This window comes from Ruegeria sp. THAF33 (assembly GCF_009363615.1).
In the GTDB taxonomy this organism is placed as follows: domain Bacteria; phylum Pseudomonadota; class Alphaproteobacteria; order Rhodobacterales; family Rhodobacteraceae; genus Ruegeria.
Genome location: NZ_CP045384.1, coordinates 1358378 through 1375749 on the forward strand (window position 1 = coordinate 1358378; position 17372 = coordinate 1375749).

Annotated in this window: 14 protein-coding genes and 3 tRNA genes; 9 read left to right on the plus strand and 8 right to left on the minus strand. The window is 57.6% G+C overall.

The genetic code is table 11. The features are described from left to right. The first annotated feature begins 71 nt into the window (after positions 1-71). The 4 genes from FIU92_RS06810 to lon all read left to right on the plus strand — a co-directional run bounded on the left by FIU92_RS06810 (position 72) and on the right by lon (position 5308). Entirely contained in the window at positions 72-983 is a 912-nt protein-coding gene (locus tag FIU92_RS06810; protein WP_152457852.1) for a nucleoside hydrolase, read from the plus strand. A 63-nt stretch (positions 984-1046) separates the two neighbouring features. Beyond that, positions 1047-2177, plus strand: a complete 1131-nt coding sequence (gene tgt / locus FIU92_RS06815; protein WP_152457853.1) for a tRNA guanosine(34) transglycosylase Tgt — start codon at positions 1047-1049, stop codon at positions 2175-2177. Between the two features lie 91 nt (positions 2178-2268). Next, positions 2269-2676 (plus strand): DUF6636 domain-containing protein, encoded by a 408-nt coding sequence (locus FIU92_RS06820; RefSeq protein WP_152457854.1) that lies wholly within the window; start codon positions 2269-2271, stop codon positions 2674-2676. Between the two features lie 223 nt (positions 2677-2899). Then, the gene (gene lon / locus FIU92_RS06825) at positions 2900-5308 is read left to right on the plus strand and encodes an endopeptidase La (RefSeq protein ID WP_152457855.1); all 2409 of its coding nucleotides are present in this window, start codon (positions 2900-2902) and stop codon (positions 5306-5308) included. Positions 5309-5352: 44 nt separating this feature from the next. On the opposite strand, the gene FIU92_RS06830 is transcribed toward lon, so the two are convergent. Further along, positions 5353-6939: an APC family permease gene (locus FIU92_RS06830; RefSeq protein WP_152457856.1), complete on the minus strand. Its 1587-nt coding sequence runs from the start codon at positions 6937-6939 to the stop codon at positions 5353-5355. A 112-nt stretch (positions 6940-7051) separates the two neighbouring features. After that, a tRNA-Val gene (locus FIU92_RS06835) sits at positions 7052-7126 on the minus strand. A gap of 180 nt (positions 7127-7306) precedes the next feature. Between FIU92_RS06835 and FIU92_RS06840 the strand changes: the two genes are divergently transcribed. The 3 genes from FIU92_RS06840 to uvrA all read left to right on the plus strand — a co-directional run bounded on the left by FIU92_RS06840 (position 7307) and on the right by uvrA (position 10540). Beyond that, a tRNA-Asp gene (locus FIU92_RS06840) sits at positions 7307-7383 on the plus strand. 44 nt (positions 7384-7427) lie between these two features. Further along, a tRNA-Asp gene (locus tag FIU92_RS06845) sits at positions 7428-7504 on the plus strand. Between the two features lie 177 nt (positions 7505-7681). Then, positions 7682-10540, plus strand: a complete 2859-nt coding sequence (gene uvrA, locus FIU92_RS06850) for an excinuclease ABC subunit UvrA (protein WP_152457857.1) — start codon at positions 7682-7684, stop codon at positions 10538-10540. Between the two features lie 37 nt (positions 10541-10577). Here the strand turns inward: uvrA and FIU92_RS06855 are convergent, their stop codons facing one another. The 5 genes from FIU92_RS06855 to FIU92_RS06875 form a co-directional block, all read right to left on the minus strand. After that, on the minus strand, positions 10578-10769 hold the full coding sequence (locus tag FIU92_RS06855; RefSeq protein ID WP_152457858.1) for a DUF2892 domain-containing protein: 192 nt from the start codon (positions 10767-10769) through the stop codon (positions 10578-10580). Positions 10770-10841: 72 nt separating this feature from the next. Then, complete coding sequence (gene mmsB / locus FIU92_RS06860; RefSeq protein WP_152457859.1) at positions 10842-11714, minus strand: 3-hydroxyisobutyrate dehydrogenase; 873 nt, start codon at positions 11712-11714, stop codon at positions 10842-10844. A 3-nt stretch (positions 11715-11717) separates the two neighbouring features. Continuing rightward, positions 11718-12758, minus strand: a complete 1041-nt coding sequence (locus FIU92_RS06865) for an enoyl-CoA hydratase/isomerase family protein (protein WP_152457860.1) — start codon at positions 12756-12758, stop codon at positions 11718-11720. Between the two features lie 7 nt (positions 12759-12765). Continuing rightward, positions 12766-13908 (minus strand): acyl-CoA dehydrogenase family protein, encoded by a 1143-nt coding sequence (locus FIU92_RS06870; protein ID WP_152457861.1) that lies wholly within the window; start codon positions 13906-13908, stop codon positions 12766-12768. A gap of 112 nt (positions 13909-14020) precedes the next feature. Continuing rightward, the gene (locus FIU92_RS06875) at positions 14021-15136 is read right to left on the minus strand and encodes a carboxylate-amine ligase (protein WP_152457862.1); all 1116 of its coding nucleotides are present in this window, start codon (positions 15134-15136) and stop codon (positions 14021-14023) included. A 137-nt stretch (positions 15137-15273) separates the two neighbouring features. On the opposite strand from FIU92_RS06875, the gene FIU92_RS06880 reads away from it, so the two are divergent. Both FIU92_RS06880 and FIU92_RS06885 read left to right on the plus strand, forming a co-directional pair. Next, positions 15274-16125, plus strand: coding sequence for a class I SAM-dependent methyltransferase (locus FIU92_RS06880; RefSeq protein WP_152457863.1), 852 nt, complete (start codon positions 15274-15276; stop codon positions 16123-16125). A 71-nt stretch (positions 16126-16196) separates the two neighbouring features. After that, on the plus strand, positions 16197-16673 hold the full coding sequence (locus tag FIU92_RS06885) for a fasciclin domain-containing protein (protein ID WP_152457864.1): 477 nt from the start codon (positions 16197-16199) through the stop codon (positions 16671-16673). 68 nt (positions 16674-16741) lie between these two features. On the opposite strand, the gene FIU92_RS06890 is transcribed toward FIU92_RS06885, so the two are convergent. Beyond that, positions 16742-17326 (minus strand): L,D-transpeptidase, encoded by a 585-nt coding sequence (locus tag FIU92_RS06890; RefSeq protein WP_171116564.1) that lies wholly within the window; start codon positions 17324-17326, stop codon positions 16742-16744. Between the last annotated feature and the right edge of the window lie 46 nt (positions 17327-17372).

The following is a 17372-nucleotide window of genomic DNA, read 5'->3' on the forward strand; positions in this document are numbered from 1 at the left end:
CGGGAATTCAGCATTGAGCCGAACTGCTGTGACTGCTTTGCATCCCGGCTTGTTTGCGGTATCGGGCGGGGATGAAATTGATAATCGATACAGACCCCGGCATCGACGATGCCATGGCGATCGCCTATGCCGCCGCTGCGCCTGAATTTGACCTGATCGGCCTGACCACGGTTTTCGGCAATACGCATGTTCATCAGTCCAGCCGCAATGCCCGTTTTCTGCTGGACAAGCTGGGCCTGGACCTTCCGGTGGCGGAAGGCGCGCCTTTCCCTTTGGGGGCTGACATGCACGTCCCATCGGACCATGTCCATGGTCCCGAAGGGTTTGGTGACCTGACTGAAATTCCCGAGATCGGACGGAACCATGATCTTCCCGCCGCAGAGTTTCTGGCCGAGATGGCCCGGAAGCACAAAAACGAACTGGTCGTGTGTGCGGTCGGACCGCTGACCAATATTGCCAACGCCATGCGATTGGACCCGGAATTTGCCGGTAACCTCGGCCGGTTGGTGATCATGGGCGGTGCCGTCTACTGCAAGGGCAACGTCACCGACCATGCAGAAGCCAACGTCTATCACGATGCGGTTGCCGCGGATGCGGTCTTTTCCGCACCGCCCGAGACCGTGCTGGTTGGTTTGGACGTTACCCTGAAAACACTTTACGAGACCGCGGACTTCGACGCGCTGGCTCAAAAATCGCCCGGCATGGGATCTTTTCTGCGTGATATCTCTCGATTTTACCTGAAATTCTATAAAGAAATCGGCGGATTGGAAGGGTGCGGCCTGCATGATTCAACCGCCGTGATCGCCTGTTCGCACGGGGCCATGTTCGACATGGTCGAAACCGGGCTGCGTGTTGTGACGGAAGGCGACCGGATAGGTGCGACGCAACCTGACCGGGATCGTCCCGCAGTTCATGTTTGTCGTGATGTGGATGGGGCGGGTGTCGTGCGTCTGTTTACTGACCGCGTTGCATCCTTGCCCTGACGGGTTGCAAAGACCGATCGGATCGGGCAAATCCTGCCCGGTTCGGCGATCCGAGGCGATGACATGACCCAGCAATTCTCTTTCAAGCTCAAGGCCACAGACGGCAAGGCGCGCACCGGTGTTATAAGCACTCCGCGTGGCGAGGTGCGGACACCTGCCTTCATGCCGGTTGGTACCGCGGCGACAGTCAAGGCGATGATGCCGGAAAGCGTCCGGGCCACCGGGGCCGACATCCTGCTGGGCAACACCTATCACCTGATGCTGCGCCCCACGGCCGAGCGGATTGATCGCCTGGGCGGGTTGCACAAGTTCATGAACTGGGACCGACCGATCCTGACGGACTCGGGGGGGTTCCAGGTCATGTCGCTGGCCGGCTTGCGCAAGCTGACCGAAAAGGGTGTGACCTTCAAATCCCATATTGATGGATCGAAGCACGAGCTGACGCCAGAAAGATCAATGGAAATTCAGCGCCTTCTGGGTTCCGACATCGTGATGTGCTTTGACGAATGCCCTGCATTGCCTGCAAATCGCGACCGGATCGCCGAGTCTATGCGTTTGTCGATGTGTTGGGCCGAGAGGTCCCGTGACGCATTCGGGGATCGTCCGGGGCATGCTCTGTTCGGAATCATGCAGGGCGGTCTGGAGCGGGATCTGCGGGAAGAAAGCGCCGAGGCGTTGAAGAAGATTGGTTTCGAAGGCTACGCCGTTGGCGGTCTGGCAGTGGGCGAGGGGCAGGAGGCCATGTTCGACTGTCTCGATTATGCGCCTGATTTCCTGCCCATGGACAAGCCGCGTTACCTGATGGGCGTTGGCAAGCCGGATGACATAGTTGGAGCAGTGGCGCGCGGGATCGATATGATGGATTGCGTTCTGCCCTCGCGCTCGGGCCGTACCGGTCAGGTGTTCACGCGCCATGGCGTGGTGAACATCAAGAACGCGCGTCATGCGGATGATCCGCGCCCGCTGGATGAAAACTGTACTTGCCCGGCCTGTTCGAACTATTCACGTGCCTATCTGCACCATGTGTTCCGCGCCAACGAGATGATCTCGGGCATGTTGCTGACCTGGCACAACCTGCATTACTTTCAGGAAATCATGCAGGGCATGCGGGACGCGATCGCTGAAGGCTCCTTCGAGGCGTGGCAGGCCGCGTTCCACGCGCAACGCGCACAGGGCGACATCGAACCCCTGTAACCTGTCCGTTCAGGTGACAATTGCGGGGTTTTCCGGTATTCTGAAACCACTTTGTTCAAAGTTGTTTTGTTTGTGACCCGGAGAATTTTTGATGTTCCGCTTTTTCCTCGGCGCAGTCATTTTTTGCGCATCCCCTGCCGTTGCTGACGTCTGGACCTTTGAGACCCCATCCGAAAACATTCAGTGTTCGGTGGGGGAAAGCGCCGAGACCTCGGACATTCGGTGTACGATCATAGAAAGATACGGCCCTCCGGCGTTGCCGCGCCCCGCGAACTGTCAATCTGACTGGGGGCATGATTTTCAGATGTTCGACACCGGTCCCGTGGAATTGCTGTGCCAGCCACTGAACCGGAGCCGGGACGGATTTGACCGTGCGGAATACGGTGTAACCGGTCGGTTCGGAGGATTTACCTGCACCTCCTCCACGAAAGGTCTGGAATGTCGCAACCTGGATGGCCACGGTTTTTTTCTGTCCCGGGCAGTGCAGCAGGTGTTCTGACCCCGAAATTGCGCATTGCATATGCATGCTACACTAATTTCGGTGGATATGTTCCCGGGACATCTTGCAGTCCCGAAAACCTCGGTTCATGCTGCGAAACGATACATGGCGATAAGGTTGAAAAAGGGCGATGAGGCCCCACCTTTATCGTCCAAGACAGGAGATGGCCGGATGTTGCCTCGATGAGGGACAAGCGCCATCTTGCCAACGATAAGGATAGAGCATGCAAGAGCCTCTGAATTCCTCATACCCCGTCCTGCCGCTGCGCGATATCGTGGTGTTCCCACATATGATCGTGCCGCTTTTCGTGGGCCGAGACAAATCGGTCCGCGCGCTGGAAGAGGTGATGCAGGATGACAAACAAATTCTGCTGTCCAGCCAGATTGACCCCAGCGTCGACGACCCGGATGAGAACGGTATTTACCAGTCCGGGGTTCTGGCCAATGTGTTGCAGCTGCTGAAACTGCCCGACGGCACCGTCAAAGTGCTCGTCGAAGGGCAGGCGCGCGTGCAGATCACCGAGTTTCTTGAAAACGAAGAGTTTTTCGAGGCGCGGGCGGAATATCTGACAGAAATCCCGGGTGACGTCACCACGACCGAAGCCCTGTTGCGCACCGTCGCGGACGAGTTCGAGCGCTATGCCAAGGTGCGCAAGAACATCCCCGAAGAAGCGCTGACGGCCGTGGGTGAAACCACCGAGCCGGCAAAGCTGGCCGACCTTGTGTCGGGCCATCTGGGCATCGAGGTCGAACAAAAGCAGGACCTGCTGGAAACACTCAGCGTCAGCGAGCGGCTTGAAAAAGTCTATGGCCTGATGCAGGGCGAAATGTCGGTTCTGCAAGTCGAGAAAAAGATCAAGACCCGCGTCAAATCCCAGATGGAGAAGACCCAGCGCGAGTATTATCTGAATGAGCAGATGAAGGCCATTCAGAAAGAGCTTGGCGATGGCGAGGACGGCGCGAACGAGATCGCCGAACTGGAAGCCAAGATCGCCGAGACCAAGCTGTCGAAGGAAGCGCGCGAGAAGGCGGAAGGCGAGCTGAAGAAGCTCAAGAACATGTCGCCCATGTCAGCCGAAGCAACCGTGGTGCGCAATTATCTGGACTGGATTCTGTCTTTGCCGTGGGGCACCAAATCCCGCGTCAAAAAGGATCTGGGTCGTGCGCAGGATATACTGGACGCCGATCACTATGGCCTTGAAAAGGTCAAAGAGCGGATCGTTGAATATCTCGCCGTTCAGCAGCGTTCGAAAAAGCTGAAAGGCCCGATCCTGTGCCTTGTCGGCCCTCCGGGCGTGGGCAAGACCAGCTTGGGTAAATCCGTCGCCAAGGCCACGGGGCGCGAGTTCATTCGCATTAGCTTGGGTGGGGTGCGCGACGAATCCGAGATCCGCGGCCACCGCCGGACCTATATCGGTTCGATGCCCGGCAAGATCATTCAGGCGCTGAAAAAGGCGAAAACCACGAACCCGCTCATCCTGCTCGATGAAATCGACAAGATGGGGCAGGACTTCCGTGGTGATCCGGCCTCGGCGATGCTCGAGGTGTTGGATCCGGAACAGAACAACACGTTCATGGATCACTATCTTGAGGTCGAATATGACCTGTCCAACGTGATGTTCCTGACCACGTCCAACAGCTATAACATGCCCGGGCCGTTGCTGGACCGGATGGAGATCATCCCACTGGCCGGCTATACCGAGGATGAAAAGCGCGAGATCGCCAAACAGCACCTGATCGCCAAGCAGGTCAAAAACCATGGTCTGAAAACCAAGGAATTTGAGCTGACCGATGACGCGCTGCAAAAGATAATCCGCACCTATACCCGGGAGGCCGGTGTGCGGAACCTCGAGCGCGAAATCGCCAAGGTGGCACGGAAGGCGCTGACCAAGATCATCAAGAAAGAGGCGGAAACCGTTACGGTCACGCCTGAAAACCTGGATGAATTCCTGGGCGTGCCAAAGTTCCGTTACGGTCTGGCCGAACAGGACGATCAGGTCGGTGTCGTGACTGGTTTGGCCTGGACCTCGGTCGGGGGCGATCTGCTGCATATCGAGGCGCTGAAGCTTCCCGGCAAAGGTCGGATGAAGACGACAGGCAAGCTGGGCGATGTGATGAAAGAATCCATCGATGCGGCGTCGTCATATGTGCGGTCGATTTCTCCCAAGATCGGAGTCAAACCGCCTCAGTTCGACAAGATCGACATCCATGTGCACGTGCCGGATGGCGCAACGCCCAAGGATGGTCCGTCAGCGGGTCTGGCGATGGTGACATCGATCGTATCGGTTCTGACGGGCATTCCCGTACGCAAGGATATCGCCATGACGGGCGAGGTTTCGTTGCGCGGGAACGCAATGCCGATTGGCGGCTTGAAGGAGAAACTGCTGGCTGCGTTGCGCGGTGGTATCAAGACGGTCCTGATCCCAGAGGAAAACGAAAAGGATCTGGCGGATATCCCGGATAACGTAAAGGAAGGGCTGGAAATCATCCCGGTCAAGCACGTCTCGGAGGTTCTTGAGCATTCTCTGGTTCGTACACCGGAGCCGGTTGAATGGGACGAAGCCGCCGAGGAGGCCGCCGCTGCCGCAGCAGCCTCGTCAGAGGCGACGGGGCCATCGGCCACGGCACACTAAGCAGATTGAGCGAATGAAAAGGCGGGGCGAATGCCCTGCCTTTTTTACAATCCAATGACGGGTTGCTTTGGATTAAGAATTTCTTCTTCTGCTATGTATTCATTGAACTTTTTGGGTGGCAACGCCGAGCGGACGGCAAGAACGAAAATGCTCGACGAAAACAGGATGCAAAGCAGAAGGTCCCACCCAAACGGGATCTGCTTCAACGAACCGGCTCCGAATTGCCCAAGGAATGAGATCAGCCCAAGGCCTGAGAAATAAGGCACAAGCCACAGGGCCTCGGTAACGTCCATTTCGTCCAAACGTCCTCGGAACCGGATCAGCAACAGAGCTTTCCCGACAATCAGCGCGATGCCAAGCCGCCAGACCGTGTCCCATCCGCTCCAATAGACGATCAGCGTGGCGATGGCGAAGGCCGTCAGCGCGACAAGTCGCACGGCCGGTATTCGGATCGATCTGGGATGATCTGGCATCAGGTTTCGCAGGCAAACCACGGCTATGGGCCCGACGGCAAATGACAAGACGATGGCCGCACCGTTCAGGGCAATGACGGTGGTAAAGGGTACTGTCAGCAGGAAAACCGTTCCGATCAGAAAGTTCAGCCCCAGCGCCCACAGCGGAACCCCGAATGACGACAAAACCTGCAACTGTTTGGGCAGGAAACCGTTTTTTGAAAGGGCGAGGGCGATACGGGCGTTCGATCCGGTTGCGACCAGCCCGTTTCCAAAGGGGCCTATCACGGATCCGACATTCAGCAGGCTCAGAAACCAGACCAGCCCGACAGACATGATGATGGCGTCCAGTGGTCCTTCGCCCCCAAAGCTCAACTGTGCCCATCCTTTGGACAGCATGGATGGGTCCAGCGCACCGATGAAGGCCACTTGCAAACCAAGGTAGATGATGGCGCAAAGAACAATCGACAACACCAATGCGGCCGGAATTGCAAATTTTGGATTTCGAACTTCGCCAGCCATATCAACCACATGGCGAAAGCCGATGAATGAAAAAATAACGCCCCCGGTGGAAACGGCGGCCATGATACCCTGCGCGCCGTAGGGCGCAAAACCATCCGGTTGGGTGAAGTTCTCGATGTTGAAACGGCTTGCGACAAGCAGAATGGACAGGACAAAAGGGATGGCGATCTTGGCCCAGGTCAGCGCAGCATTGACGCGCGTGAAGAACTTGACCCCAAGCGCATTCACCGCGACGAACAGGAGCATGAAAACCAGCGCAACGAAAATACCCGCCCCGGTCAAATCACCTGTCTCGGCCGTATGCAACCGAGGCGCATACGGCGCCAGGTATTTCAGCATGGCCTCGACTTCGATGGGCGCTGTGGTGTTATAGCCGATCCAGGCGGTCCATCCCATGGCCATCGAAACGATGTTGCCATGCGAAAACTGAGGCACGCGCGCGATCCCTCCGGGAATGGGCAGCATGGCGGAAATCTCTGCGAAGGTGATGGCCAAAATGAACATGGCAACCGCGCCGATTATCCACGAGATCGTGGCCGCGGGCCCTGCATGCTGAACGGCCAGAAGGGGGCCGAATAACCAGCCCGAGCCGATGATTCCTCCGACTGAAATGAAGGTCAGTCCCAGAAGGCCAATGTCGCGCTTTAACCCCGTCATGGTGACCTCAGCCTTAGTGTGTGGCCTCTAATCGGGCCAAATAGGGCACGATAGCCGCCGAACGCGCGACATGGCAAGCCCGCTGGTTCCAGGCGAAAATCCGAAAAGGGGGTGGTGGGTGATAAGAGATTTGAACTCCTGACATCTTCGATGTGAACGAAGCGCTCTACCACTGAGCTAATCACCCATGACACGCGGTCATATCTTCCCTGGCGGGGCGCTGCAAGCGAAATTGAACAATTCGCGAGGGCAAAAAACAGCGAGTAAACAAAAAACTGGATTCTGACAAAAAACTGCAAAACGCCGCTTGACGCTGCCCGACCGTGGCCATAATACACCCAAACGTTCAGCAATGAACATGCAGCGGGCGGTTGTAGCTCAGTTGGTTAGAGTACCGGCCTGTCACGCCGGGGGTCGCGGGTTCGAGCCCCGTCAACCGCGCCATCGCTGCCAACCTTGGTCCAGGGCAAAGGCCATGAAATAGATGCGCGGTTGTAGCTCAGTTGGTTAGAGTACCGGCCTGTCACGCCGGGGGTCGCGGGTTCGAGCCCCGTCAACCGCGCCATTTTCTTCTCAAAATCATGAGTTCGCCAGATAGCCAGGCATTGAGCTGTTCGATTCCATGCCCATCGTTTGATTTGGTCGGCGAAAACCTGTACGTTCACTAAATGTTCTAACTTTTCTGTTGGAGACTCGGGCAAGCTCGCCTATCTCTAAACCACTTGTTTGTTGGGGGCCGGAAATGGCTGAGCTGAAGAATATAGAGGTGCGCGGCGCGCGCGAGCACAACCTCAAAGGCATCGATGTCGACATCCCTCGGGATCAGTTGGTGGTGATCACCGGGCTGTCCGGTTCGGGCAAGTCGTCGCTGGCGTTCGACACGATTTATGCCGAAGGTCAGCGCCGTTATGTCGAAAGCCTGTCCGCCTATGCGCGGCAGTTTCTCGACATGATGGAAAAGCCCGATGTTGACCATATCAGTGGACTGTCTCCGGCGATCTCCATTGAACAGAAAACGACCTCGAAGAACCCGCGCTCGACTGTGGGAACCGTAACCGAGATCTATGACTATCTGCGTCTGTTGTTCGCCCGCGCAGGTACGCCGTACAGCCCGGCCACCGGCCAGCCGATCGAGGCGCAACAGGTGCAGGACATGGTCGACCGCATCATGGCGATGGAGGAGGGCACGCGGGGTTATCTGCTGGCTCCGATCGTGCGCGATCGCAAAGGTGAGTACCGGAAGGAATTTCTGGAACTGCGCAAGCAGGGGTTCCAGCGCGTGAAGGTGGATGGTGAGTTCCATGAGCTGGATCAGCCCCCGACATTGGACAAGAAGTTCCGTCACGATATTGACGTTGTGGTCGACCGCCTGGTTGTTCGTGAAGGCATGGAAACGCGTTTGGCCGATAGCCTGCGCACCGCTCTGGATCTGGCGGACGGAATCGCGATTCTGGAAACGGCCCCACGAGAAGGAGAGCCGGAACGGATTACCTTCAGCGAAAACTTCGCCTGCCCGGTCAGCGGTTTCACCATCCCGGAGATTGAACCGCGCCTGTTTTCGTTCAATGCGCCATTCGGAGCCTGCCCGGATTGTGACGGCTTGGGGGTCGAGCTGTTCTTTGACGAGCGTCTCGTGGTGCCGGATCAGACGCTGAAACTGTATGACGGGGCCCTGGCACCATGGAGGAAAGGCAAGTCGCCGTATTTCCTTCAGACCATCGAGGCCATCGCGCGTCATTATGAGTTTGACAAGAACACGCCTTGGAAAGACCTGCCCAGCAAAGTGCAGCAGGTGTTCCTGCGAGGCTCGGGCGATGAGGAGATCCAGTTCCGCTATGACGAGGGCGGACGGGTGTACCAGGTGACACGCAGCTTCGAAGGCGTGATTCCGAATATGGAACGGCGTTATCGCGAAACGGATAGCGCGTGGATACGCGAGGAATTCGAACGGTACCAAAACAACCGCCCGTGCGGCACCTGCGAAGGGTATCGTCTGCGCGCCGAAGCCTTGGCCGTGAAGATCGCGGGGCTGCATGTCGGTCAGGTGGTGCAAATGTCGATCCGCGAGGCGCTTGCCTGGATCGAAGATGCTCCGAACCATCTGAGCGCTCAGAAGAATGAGATCGCCCGGGCGATTCTGAAGGAAATCCGCGAGCGGCTGGGTTTCCTGAATAATGTTGGTTTGGAATACCTTACGCTATCTCGTTCAAGTGGAACCCTGTCAGGCGGCGAAAGTCAGCGTATCCGTTTGGCAAGCCAGATCGGATCGGGCCTGACCGGGGTGCTTTATGTATTGGACGAGCCCTCGATCGGCTTGCACCAGCGTGACAATGACCGGTTGCTTGGTACGCTCAAGAATCTGCGGGATCAGGGCAACACCGTGATCGTCGTCGAACATGACGAGGAAGCCATCCGCGAAGCCGATTATGTGTTCGACATCGGCCCCGGTGCGGGCGTGCACGGCGGGCAGGTGGTCAGCCACGGCACGCCCGAGCAGATCGCAGCGGATGCGGCCTCGATCACGGGGCAGTACCTGTCGGGCGTACGCGAGATTCCGGTGCCCGCCGAGCGGCGCAAGGGGAACAAGAAAAAGGTAACGGTGGTAAAGGCTTCGGGCAACAACCTCAAGAACGTGACGGCCGAATTTCCTTTGGGCAAGTTTGTTTGTGTCACGGGTGTATCTGGCGGCGGTAAGTCGACCCTGACGATTGAGACGTTGTTCAAGACCGCCTCGATGCGCCTGAATGGCGCGCGGCAGACGCCTGCGCCGTGTGAGACAATCAAGGGTTTGGAGCATCTGGACAAGGTCATCGATATCGATCAACGCCCGATCGGGCGGACTCCGCGGTCGAATCCGGCAACCTATACTGGGGCCTTCACTCCGATCCGAGACTGGTTCGCCGGGCTGCCCGAGGCGAAAGCGCGGGGATACAAGCCGGGCCGTTTCAGCTTCAACGTGAAGGGCGGCCGCTGTGAGGCCTGTCAGGGGGACGGCGTCATCAAGATCGAGATGCACTTCCTTCCCGACGTCTATGTCACCTGCGAAACCTGCAAGGGCGCGCGGTACAATCGCGAGACGCTTGAGATCAAGTTCAAGGGCAAGTCCATTGCGGATGTGCTTGATATGACGGTGGAAGACGCGCAGGAGTTCTTCAAGGCCGTGCCATCGATCCGCGACAAGATGGATGCGCTGGCCCGCGTTGGTCTTGGCTATATCAAGGTGGGTCAACAGGCGACCACGCTGTCGGGTGGTGAGGCGCAGCGTGTCAAACTGTCCAAGGAACTGTCGAAACGATCAACCGGGCGGACGCTCTATATCCTGGACGAACCGACCACGGGTCTGCATTTCGAAGATGTACGCAAGCTGTTGGAAGTGCTGCATGAATTGGTCGATCAGGGCAATACCGTCGTGGTGATCGAACACAATCTGGACGTGGTGAAAACCGCCGACCATATCATCGACATCGGGCCTGAAGGCGGCGACGGCGGTGGTGAGATCGTAGCCGTCGGAGCACCCGAAGAGATCGCTCAAGTCGAACGCAGCCATACCGGTAGGTATCTGAAAACCATGCTCAACCCGGATCGGGTGGCGGCGGAGTAGGCGGCTTCAGGCTGCCTTCACTCCACCGCCTTCCCAGTCAATTTTTCTTGGTTGGGCAGGTGCTGATGCCCAACACCGAGTATATCGGGCATGAATTCAGCAGACCGGTGACCAACGGCACGATGCCGATCCACATCCAGGTTCCGTATCCCAACAGAGCCCCCAGAATAAGCGCGGCGCCTAATGCGATCCGAAGCGTTTTGTCGAGCCCACCCATGTTTTTGGTCATCACGTAAGAATCCTTTCCAAAAGGTTGCACCCTTTGGATATCAAACATTCCATGGATGGAATATGACTTGGATCAACTTCGCCCGCGCTTTTCAAACCGAGGCAGCATGGCGCTGAAATCGCGGCCCAGACCGTCCTCGTTTTCGACGAATTGCTCGTAAAGTGCAGTCGCGGCCTGTCCCATAGGTGTATCCGCATCCGCACTGGATGCGGCCTGTTGGCTGAGGCGCAAGTCCTTCAGCATCAACTCGGCTGCAAATCCAGGAGTATAGTCATTATCGGCTGGGCTTTGCGGGCCAACGCCAGGGGCAGGGCAATAGGCGTTCATCGTCCAGCTGTACCCCGATGAGGTGCTGACCACATCGAACATCTTTTGGCGGTCCAGACCCAGTTTGTCGGCCAGGGCAAAGGCCTCGCACGTGGCGATCATGGTCACGCCGAGGATCATGTTGTTGCAGATCTTGGCGGCTTGGCCGGCTCCGGCTTCGCCGCAGTGAACCGCTTTCTGCCCCATGATGTCGAACAAAGGAGCCGCCTTTGCAAAGGCGTCGTCTGACCCGCCGGCCATGAATGTCAGGGTGCCACCTGCCGCGCCGCCGACACCCCCCGAAACCGGAGCGTCGACGAACAGCAGACCAGCGTCGCAGGCCTGTTCCGCGACTGCGCGCGCGCTGTCCACATCAACTGTCGAGCAATCGATCAGCACGGCACCCTTCGCCATGGCGGGAATGATCTGATCTGCAACGGCCCGCAGGATGGCGCCGTTCGGCAGCATGGTTATGACTGCATCGGCAGACGCGACGGCTTCGGTCGCGGTACCGGCTTGAGTCACCCCGTCAACGGCAACGCCGGCCGTGTCGAATCCGAGAACCTGATGGCCGGCCTTTGCCAGATTGGCCGCCATGGGCGCCCCCATGTTTCCCAGCCCTATGAACCCGATCTGCATCTCTCAGTCCTCCTCGAATGTCAGGGTGTCCGCACCCAATGGCTGCAACATTTTCGAGACGGCCACCAGCGGGACGTCCATATCGGAAAACTGCCAGTTCGGGTTGCGGTCTTTGTCTATGATCTGCGCGCGGATACCTTCCAGAAAGTCACCATGCTCCATCGCCCGGTGGGTAAAGCGGTATTCCATCTCCAACGCGCGCCGCATGGTCAGCGAGGGGCCACGCAGACGGTGCAGCATCTCGATCGTGCAGGCCGCGGAGAGCGGTGCGTTTTTCGTTATTTTTTCCAGAGTTTTGTCTGCAAATTCCTGACCGTCATTGCGCAGGCTGATCAGGATGTCGCCCAGAGTTTCACCGGAAAAATGATTGTCGATATCCGTCAGCACCCCTGCCAATTCACCATTGGGTGGCGTTTCGGCATGTTCGGCCACCAGTTCGGCATTTCCAGACGCTTCCAGAATTTCGATCAGGTCAGACCATTGCGACTGGGGGATGAAATGGTCGGCAAACCCCGCAAAGATCGCGTCCGCAGGCCCCATCCTGAAGCCCGTGGTCCCAAGGAATTCACCCAGCCGCCCCGGTGCAAGGGCCAGCATCAATGACCCGCCGACATCCGGAATTAAGCCAATCGAGCATTCGGGCATGGCAATCCTGGAGCTTTCTCCGACGACACGGTGGCTGCCATGGCAGCCGATGCCGACACCCCCGCCCATGGTAAACCCCTGAAGAAAACTGATGACTGGTTTGGGATATTCGAAGATCAGGGCATTCAGGCGATATTCATCACGCCAGAACTTCTGGCCATACGCATAATTGCCTTTTGTGCCCGTTTCATAAAGTTCGGCGATGTCACCCCCTGCACAAAAGGCTTTTTCTCCTTCAGCGTCCAGAACGATCAGGTCAACGGCATCGTCTTCCCGCCAGTTGCGCATCGCCGTGTCGATGGCCATGCACATGTCATAGCTCAACGCGTTCAGCGCTTGGGGACGGGTGAGGGTGATGCGACCGGCACGGCCTGTGGTGCGGATTTCAATGTCTGACATCGGGGCCTCAGCGATTGGCGAGCAGTTGGCGCGCGACGATCACGCGCATAATCTCGTTCGTGCCTTCCAAAATCTGATGCACGCGAAGATCGCGCACAAGCTTTTCGATGCCGTAATCCGCAAGATATCCGTACCCGCCATGAAGTTGCAGGCACTGATCCACCACTTTCGACCCGGTTTCGGTTACGAATTTCTTCGCCATGGCACAGAATTTCGTGGCATCGGGCGCGCCGTTGTCCAGTTTCCACGCCGCCTGACGCAGGAAGGTGCGTGCCGCCTGTAATTCGATCTCCATATCCGCCAGACGGAACTGAAGGGCCTGGAACTGATCGATGGATTGGCCGAACGCCTTGCGCTCGGACATGTATTGCAGGGTCATATCCAGCCCGGCCTGAGCAGCCCCAAGAGAACAGGCCGCGATATTGAGCCGCCCGCCATCGAGGCCCATCATCGCGTATTTGAAGCCGTCGCCTTCGGTGCCCACGAGGTTGCCTGCGGGAATTTTGCAGTCGTCGAACTGAACCTGCGCAGTGGGTTGGCTTTTCCAGCCCATTTTCTGCTCCAGCGCCCCAAAGCTGAGCCCCGGCGTGCCGTCCTCGACATATACGGTCGAGATCCCCTTGGGCCCGTCCTGACCGGTGCGTACCATGCAAACATAGGCATCCGAATAGCCACCGCCCGAAATGAACGCCTTGGTACCGTTCAACGTATATCCTTCGTTGGTGCGTTCGGCGCGGGTTTTCAAGGCCGCCGCGTCAGAGCCGGAACCGGGTTCGGTCAGGCAATAGCTCAGAACCGTATTCAGGCTCAGAACATCCGGCATGATGCGCGCCTTTAGGTCGTCATCCGCGAAATTGTCCAACATCTTGGCGCACATGTTGTGGATCGACAGGAAGGCGGCGACCGACGGGCAGGCCATCGACAGCGCCTCGAAAACCAGCGTGGCATCCAGGCGGGTCAGATTTGACCCTCCGCTTTCCTCGGATACGTACAGCGCGCCGAAACCAAGCTCGCCTATCTGGGGCCACAGGGTTTTGGGAATGGTTCCGTCCGCTTCCCACTGGCGCGCAAAGGGGGCGATGTTTTCCTGCCCGAACGCGTGCGCCATGTCGAATATGGCTGTTTGCTCCTCGCTGAGTGCGAAATCCATGACGCTCCCTCCCGTCGGCAATGAATTGAACGGTTGTTTATTTCTGAATTCTTACAGAAATTTTGCAGGCGCAACAATGAGTCGGTTGAAACGGGTCACAAGCCGGAAACGTTCAGAGATCGGCGTGAAATTCCTCGATCAGGTGGCGCACGACGGCTTGCCCCGGATCATCACCGCGCGCTGATGCCTCGGCATGAATACGGCGTTGGCGCGTGGCGGAAGTGCCGTTTTCAGCAATCTGCCTGAGCCGTGCAAGCTCGGTCATCGTGCCAAGTGCTTCGGTGTCTTCTGCCAACAACCCCATGAGGTCGCCGATCAGTTCAGACATGGGCTTGACCGAACGGTCGCCGAAATCGATCAGCCCTTCGCCCACTCCGTAGCGCTGTGCGCGCCAGCGGTTTTCACCGATCAGGAAACGATCATATTGCCTCCAGCGCAGGTTGCGGTCTTTCAGACGGCACAGCATCCGGGTCAATGCCTGAACCAGTGCGGCCAACGACAAAGTGTGTTCCAGACGGGGTTGAACATCCATGATCCGCGTTTCCAAAGTTGGGAAACGATGTGAGGGGCGTAGATCCCACCAAATCTTGGTGGTGTCTTCGATGACCCCAAGCTCGACCAGAATGCCTGTGTTCCGTTCGTACTCGCCCCAGCTAGCGAACACGGGTGGCAGCCCGGTGCGGGGCAGGTTGTCGAACACCGTCAGCCGGTATGAAGACAGGCCGGTATCCTCGCCGTTCCAATAGGGCGAAGATGTGGACAACGCCAGAAGATGAGGAAGAAAGTATGACAGTTGCGGCATCAGATCGGCACGCAAGGCAGGGTCCTCGACCCCGACATGTACATGCATCCCGCAGATCAGCATCCGCCGGGCAACGCCGCCCAATGCATGTTGCAGTGCGTCATAGCGTTCTTTCCGCGTGTGGTGTTGATCCTTCCAGTTGGCAAAAGGGTGGCACGAGACGGCGATAGGGGACAGGTTGTATTCAGCAGCCCGTTTCGACACGCATGACCGCAGCCGCTTCAGGTCTTCGCGCGCCGAAGCGACCGTGGCGTGCGGTCTGGTTCCAACCTCGATTTGACATTGCAGGAACTCGGGGCTGACCTGACCTTCGAAATCGCTTTGGCAGGCCGCCATCAGCGCTTCGGGGGCTTCGGACAATTGCAGGCTGTCACGATCCACCAACAGGTATTCTTCTTCGATCCCGAGTGTAAATTCCTGCTGCATGGGGGCCCTCGCAGTTGTCAGTCCCATCAGTGAATACGGAAATTTACGTTTTGCCAAGGGTTTGACAGGCTTGCCCTTGCAGAGAAACGGTTCGCAACGGTAAGGAACATTGCATCACAGATCGCGGAGCCAGCGCCTTGAAACCCAGAAAATTCCCGAAGATCAACGCCGCCCTTGAAGAATTGGGGGTGAAACTGGTCGACAGAGTTGCGGAACAGGATGAACGGGCGCGGCTGGAAGCCTTCGAAGCGGCGGGTGGGTTGACGCGCCCCGCCTATGCGTTGTCGCCAGGGATGGAAGGGTTCGACATCTCTCAACTTGTGGCGGAATTCGAGCGTCACAAAGCTGCCCTGGAGGCGCTGAAAGATCCCGCACGCAACCTGACCGGTTATCGTACCGGCAATGGTTACTATGACAGCCCGGATGCGGATGCATTGTATCTGATGATCCGCCGCTTTCAGCCCAAACGCGTGATCGAAGTCGGATGCGGCAATTCCACCCGTGTGACCCGTCAGGCAATCATCGACGGCAATCTGGATACCACCATTACCGCGGTTGATCCGTACCCACGCGCCGATATCGACCATGTGGTCGACCGGTTCGAGCAGAAACGTCTTGAAGATACAGACCCGGCCCTGTTCGCAGAGCTGGAGGCCGGAGACATTCTGTTCATCGACTCCAGCCATGTTGTGCGGATGAGCAATGACGTCGCCCATCTGTTCTGCCGCATTATACCGTCGCTGAAACCCGGGGTGGTGATCCACGTTCACGATGTTTTTTTACCTTACGAATATCCCAAGCGCTTCTTCTATGATTGCCCGGGCTGGGGAGAGCAGTACGTATTGCACAGCTTGCTGCAATCTGGCGCGTACTCAATGCTTTGGCCGGGATATTACCTGCAACAGGATCGGCCTGATGCCGTTGTTGCCTTGCCGTTCCTGGCCGAGGGGCGGGCGCAAAGCATCTGGGTGCAGCTCAAAGAAAACTGAAACCAAAGTGATCCATTGCGGTAAAAGGTCCGTACCCCTTTCCATAACACGCTGGAGAGGAGAAGACAGCTATGTTCCGTCGTACATTCATGGGCGCAGCCGCCGCACTTGCATTTGCTATGCCGCTCAAGGCTCAGGCCGCTGATATCGTCGACACCGCAGTTGCCGCCGGGTCGTTCAACACTCTGGTCGCCGCCGTTCAGGCTGCAGGCTTGGTTGACACCCTGAAAGGTGACGGTCCGTTCACCGTATTTGCACCCACAGACGAAGCCTTTGCTGCGCTTCCTGAAGGCACTGTCGAGACGCTTTTGAAACCAGAAAACAAAGATCAATTGGTCGCGATTCTGACCTATCACGTGGTACCAGCCAAGGTTATGTCCGGTGATATCGCGGGCAAACGCGCCAAGGTTCTGACTGTTCAGGGCGACCGGCTGAGCGTCAACGCCAAAAACGGTGTAAAAGTGAACGACGCCAAGGTCGTACAGGCCGACATTGAAGCCAGCAATGGCGTCATCCACGTCGTCGACGCGGTAATCCTGCCGGAATAAGCGCTGTCTTCCGAAGACAAGAAAGCCCCGGCGATCGACCGGGGCTTTTGCTTTTCAACCCGGGTGGATCAGACCAGTCGAACCTGCGTGCCGACTTTTACCAGCGGATACAGCTCTTCTACATGCTGGTTGTACAGGCCAATACAACCTGACGAGCTCTGACGACCGATCTTGCGGGTGTCGTGCGTGCCATGGACAAGATAGGCAGGCCAACCCAGATACATGGCGCGGGTTCCCAGTGGGTTGCCAGGATCGCCACCTTCCATCCGAAGCGGCAGCGAAGGATCACGTTCGCGCATTGATGCCGTAGGTGTCCAGCTTGGGAATTCCGTCTTACGCACAACTTTCGTGTACCCGCGTTTGGTAAGCTCTTCGCTCATGGGTACGGAACTTGGGTACAGTTTGTATGTGCCGTCAGGCCCCCAGTAATGGACTGCGCGGCTGGTGATATCGGCCAACAGGCAACCAACGCCCAATTCATCGAAATGGTCCTGCCAGTTCTGCTGCGAGAAGGACGATATATTGCGTCGGACTGGCAATTGCGTACTGATCGCGTCTTCCGTTTCAGGGAAAGCATCCGTGCTTTGTGCCCGAACAAGGGCAGGTGTTGCCACCAAAGAAGCCACGCCCAGCAAGGCAGAGCGACGGGTCATACGGGATTGGGACAAGGTTGCCTCCGATAAGTTCACTGCTCAGTAC